We start from the raw sequence: 3,382 nt of genomic DNA on the forward strand, positions 1-3,382 counted from the left end.
GCGAGTATCTGTCGCTGTTCCAGAGCGACACGCAGCCGGACGAACTGCGCCGCCTGCGCGAGATCGCGCTCGACTGGATGCGCCGGCTCGCCGAGTTCCATCCTTATGTGACGGGCGCCGTGCTGAACGGCACCGCGAACGCGCATTCGGATATCCATTTGCAGGCATTCACCGACAACCCGAAGGACGTCGCGATCTACCTGCTGAACCAGAACGTCCAGTACGACGTATCCGAGACGCGGCATTTCGCGGGCCGCGGCGACGTCGAGACACTCAGTTTCCTGTGGCGCCCGCGGCGCGACGTGGACGCGATCGGCATCCATCTCGCGCTGTATGCGAGCGACGACCTGCGCGGCGCGGTAAAGGCCGACGCGCGCGGCCGCATCGCCCGCGCGGACGCCGCCGCGCTGCGCGCGCTCGTCGAGGCAGACCAGGCCCCTTCCGAACCGGAATGATTCAACGTTGACGTCCTCCTCCGCCCAAAAGGCAGAGGATTCCCACACCTGGCGATGCACGTCCGCATCGGAGAATGTTCAGCGCAGCGTTGGTATCTCGATCATGCTCGACACCACAGTCACTGCAGACCCACTCCCTTATTCTCAGTCCCGCGATACCTTTCGGCCGCGTCGTGCTGTCTTTCGACCCGCACGCCGAGCAGAACTGGGTCGAACCGCTTTCGTCGACTTCCTCGAACAGGGCCCCGTGCGCGATCGCTTTGTAGCGGAGCTTGTTTCGGAAGGACGACCAGGATGCGTCGTAGACGCTCTTCGCCATCCTGGTTCTGGCGAGTTTGACGGCAGATACGTTGCCAACCGCGATGTAATCGAAACGCCGCACCAGATCGAGCGCGAGCTTATGCTGGAAATCGACACGGGCATTTGCCATCTTGGCGTGCAACTTCGCGCTATGCCGCTTGTGCTTGTGCGCACGCTGCGCCTTCGCCAGCTTTTCCGCCGCTCGTCGACCGAACGGGTCATTGGGCAGCTTCTCGCCGGTCGAAAGTGTGGCGAAGGTGATCCTAACCCGTGGAAGAAGCTGCCTGTCAACCCCACTCCTTTCCTTCCCGCCATCAATGGCGGGGTTTCTCGGAGCAAATTCTGATGATGAAACGCATGTTGGCGCTCGCAGTGGTCGCGGCCGCCGCCGTCGCCGGCGGGATTGCCGCCGGCCACTGGTTCCGCGGCACGGCCGACGACGGCGTCGCCGTCGCGGCGCCGACCGCCCACGGCAACCCGGTCGACCAGCTGTGGGCGTCATCGCTCACCGGCGTCGACGGCAAGCCGGCCACGCTGGCCGCCTTCAAGGGCCAGAAAGTCGTCGTCAACTTCTGGGCGTCGTGGTGCGGCCCGTGCGTCGAGGAGATGCCCGAGCTCGTCGCGCTGTCGCACCAGTACAAGCAGAAAGGCATCCGTTTCGTCGGGATCGGCGTCGATTCCGAGCAGAACGTGAAGAACTTCCTGCAGAAGGTGAGGGTCGACTATCCGGTCTTCATCAGCGGCTATGCAGGCGCCGATCTGGCCCGTAACTTCGGAAATACCGCCGGCGCGCTGCCGTTTACCGTCGTCATCGACGAAACCGGCAAGATTCGCGAGACAAAATTAGGACAAATCCAACCGGCCGAGCTGAAAAAGACGCTCGACGCGCTGTAATCTGTCCGAACGGCAGTCCGCGCGTTGGCGGCGATTTGCAGGTCGATCGCCGCAATTTCGCGTGAATTCGCCGATACTTTGCGCCTGCGCCGGTAATTCTTGCAGGTCCGCCGCGCCTGGCCGTTCGGCAAAACTAGACAAATTTCTCTAAATAGCGCTAAAGTTCGCGCAATTCCGCAGAAATAGAAGCGACCATGACACGATTGCTGGTGCTGCACGGCCCCAACCTGAACCTTCTCGGCACCCGGGAACCGGAGGTGTACGGCCGCGTCACGCTCGCGCAGATCGATCAGGCGCTTGCCGCGCGCGCCCGGGAAGCCGGCGCCGACCTGTCGTCGTTCCAGAGCAACCATGAAGGCGCGCTGGTCGACCGCATCCAGGCCGCGCGGGAGGAACAGACCGATTTCATCCTGATCAATCCGGCAGCGTATACGCATACGAGCGTTGCGATCCGGGACGCGATCGCCGGCGTTGGCATCCCGTTCGTCGAGGTTCACCTGTCGAACGTGCATCGCCGCGAAGCGTTCAGGCACCACTCCTACTTTTCCGACCAGGCCGAAGGCGTGATCTGCGGGCTCGGCTGGAAAGGTTATCTGTACGCGCTCGAGTACGCGCTGGACAAGCTGCAAGGCGCGTCGCGCGGCTGATTTCGCGATCTAGATTCAGCGCCGGCCCCTAACCGGCGCTTTCACGTATTGAAAGGGGAATTCCCGATGGATCTTCGTAAGCTGAAAACTCTGATCGACCTCGTTTCCGAATCCGGCATCTCCGAGCTGGAAGTGACGGAAGGCGAAGGCAAGGTGCGCATCGTCAAGAACGCGCCGCCGGTCTACGTGCAGCCGACGGCTGGGTATGCCCCGCAAGTCAGCGCGCCGGCGCCGTCGGCCGCGCTGCCGACCGACGGTGCCGCGGCACCGGCCGCCGGCGCCGCAGCCGCGCCGGCCGCTCCGCAGGGCCACGTGGTGACGTCGCCGATGGTCGGCACGTTCTACCGCGCGCCGTCGCCGGGCGCCGATCCGTTCGTGCAGGCCGGCGACACGGTCAAGGAAGGCCAGACGATCTGCATCATCGAAGCGATGAAGCTGCTCAACGAGATCGAGTCGGACAAGGCCGGCGTGATCAAGGAAATCCTCGTCGAGAACGGCCAGGCCGTCGAATACGGCCAGCCGCTTTTCGTGATCGGCTAAGCCCGCCGCGCGGCCCTGCCGGCCGCGCGCCGCCGAGATGCTCGCCAGGCGCCGTTCGCGCGCCCCTCGAAGAGACGAATACTCGCTATGTTTGAAAAAATCCTCATTGCCAACCGCGGTGAAATCGCGCTGCGCATCCAGCGCGCGTGCCGCGAACTCGGCGTCAAGACGGTGGTCGTCTACTCGGAAGCCGACAAGGAAGCCAAGTACGTGCGCCTCGCGGACGAGGCCGTCTGTATCGGCCCGGCCCCGTCGAACCTGAGCTACCTGAACATGCCGGCGCTGATCAGCGCCGCGGAAGTCACCGATGCCGAGGCGATCCACCCCGGCTACGGCTTCCTGTCCGAGAACGCCGATTTCGCGGAGCGCGTCGAGCAATCGGGCTTCACGTTCATCGGCCCGCGCCCGGAAACGATCCGCATGATGGGTGACAAGGTCACCGCGAAGCAGACGATGATCAAGACCGGCGTGCCGTGCGTGCCGGGCTCGGAAGGCGCGTTGCCGGACGATCCGAAGGAGATCGTCAAGATTGCGCGCACGATCGGC

5 protein-coding genes and 1 pseudogene are annotated in these 3,382 nt (G+C 64.0%); 5 read left to right on the forward strand and 1 reads right to left on the reverse strand.

Features of this window, described 5'->3' with window-relative positions; genetic code table 11:
* Positions 1 to 455, forward strand: a 455-nt coding sequence (locus tag JMF90_RS29985; protein ID WP_201325805.1) for a UDP-N-acetylmuramate--alanine ligase, incomplete at its 5' end; no start/stop codon positions are given.
* A 1-nt stretch (position 456) separates the two neighbouring features.
* Here the strand turns inward: JMF90_RS29985 and JMF90_RS29990 are convergent.
* Positions 457 to 1,059 (reverse strand): annotated as a pseudogene (locus tag JMF90_RS29990) (RNA-guided endonuclease InsQ/TnpB family protein); the annotation flags it as partial.
* 38 nt (positions 1,060 to 1,097) lie between these two features.
* On the opposite strand from JMF90_RS29990, the gene JMF90_RS29995 reads away from it, so the two are divergent.
* From JMF90_RS29995 to JMF90_RS30010, 4 genes are all read left to right on the forward strand, one after another.
* Positions 1,098 to 1,649: a TlpA disulfide reductase family protein gene (locus tag JMF90_RS29995; RefSeq protein ID WP_201316703.1), complete on the forward strand. Its 552-nt coding sequence runs from the start codon at positions 1,098 to 1,100 to the stop codon at positions 1,647 to 1,649.
* Between the two features lie 194 nt (positions 1,650 to 1,843).
* The gene (gene aroQ, locus JMF90_RS30000) at positions 1,844 to 2,296 is read left to right on the forward strand and encodes a type II 3-dehydroquinate dehydratase (RefSeq protein WP_006476970.1); all 453 of its coding nucleotides are present in this window, start codon (positions 1,844 to 1,846) and stop codon (positions 2,294 to 2,296) included.
* 66 nt (positions 2,297 to 2,362) lie between these two features.
* A complete protein-coding gene (gene accB, locus JMF90_RS30005) occupies positions 2,363 to 2,836 on the forward strand; it encodes an acetyl-CoA carboxylase biotin carboxyl carrier protein (RefSeq protein ID WP_006476971.1) in 474 nt (157 codons plus the stop codon).
* 87 nt (positions 2,837 to 2,923) lie between these two features.
* The coding region (locus tag JMF90_RS30010) for a biotin carboxylase N-terminal domain-containing protein (RefSeq protein WP_305790764.1) at positions 2,924 to 3,382 on the forward strand (459 nt) is incomplete at its 3' end.

It is taken from the genome of Burkholderia sp. E168m23 (genome assembly GCF_016586125.1).
GTDB classification, from domain to species: Bacteria; Pseudomonadota; Gammaproteobacteria; order Burkholderiales; family Burkholderiaceae; genus Burkholderia; species Burkholderia orbicola.

What these genes read in the sequence shown, in the direction of transcription:
- aroQ (WP_006476970.1), top strand. Translation starts at nt 1,844, where the DNA reads ATGACACGATTGCTGGTGCTGCACGGCCCCAACCTGAACCTTCTCGGC.
- accB (WP_006476971.1), top strand. Translation starts at nt 2,363, where the DNA reads ATGGATCTTCGTAAGCTGAAAACTCTGATCGACCTCGTTTCCGAATCC.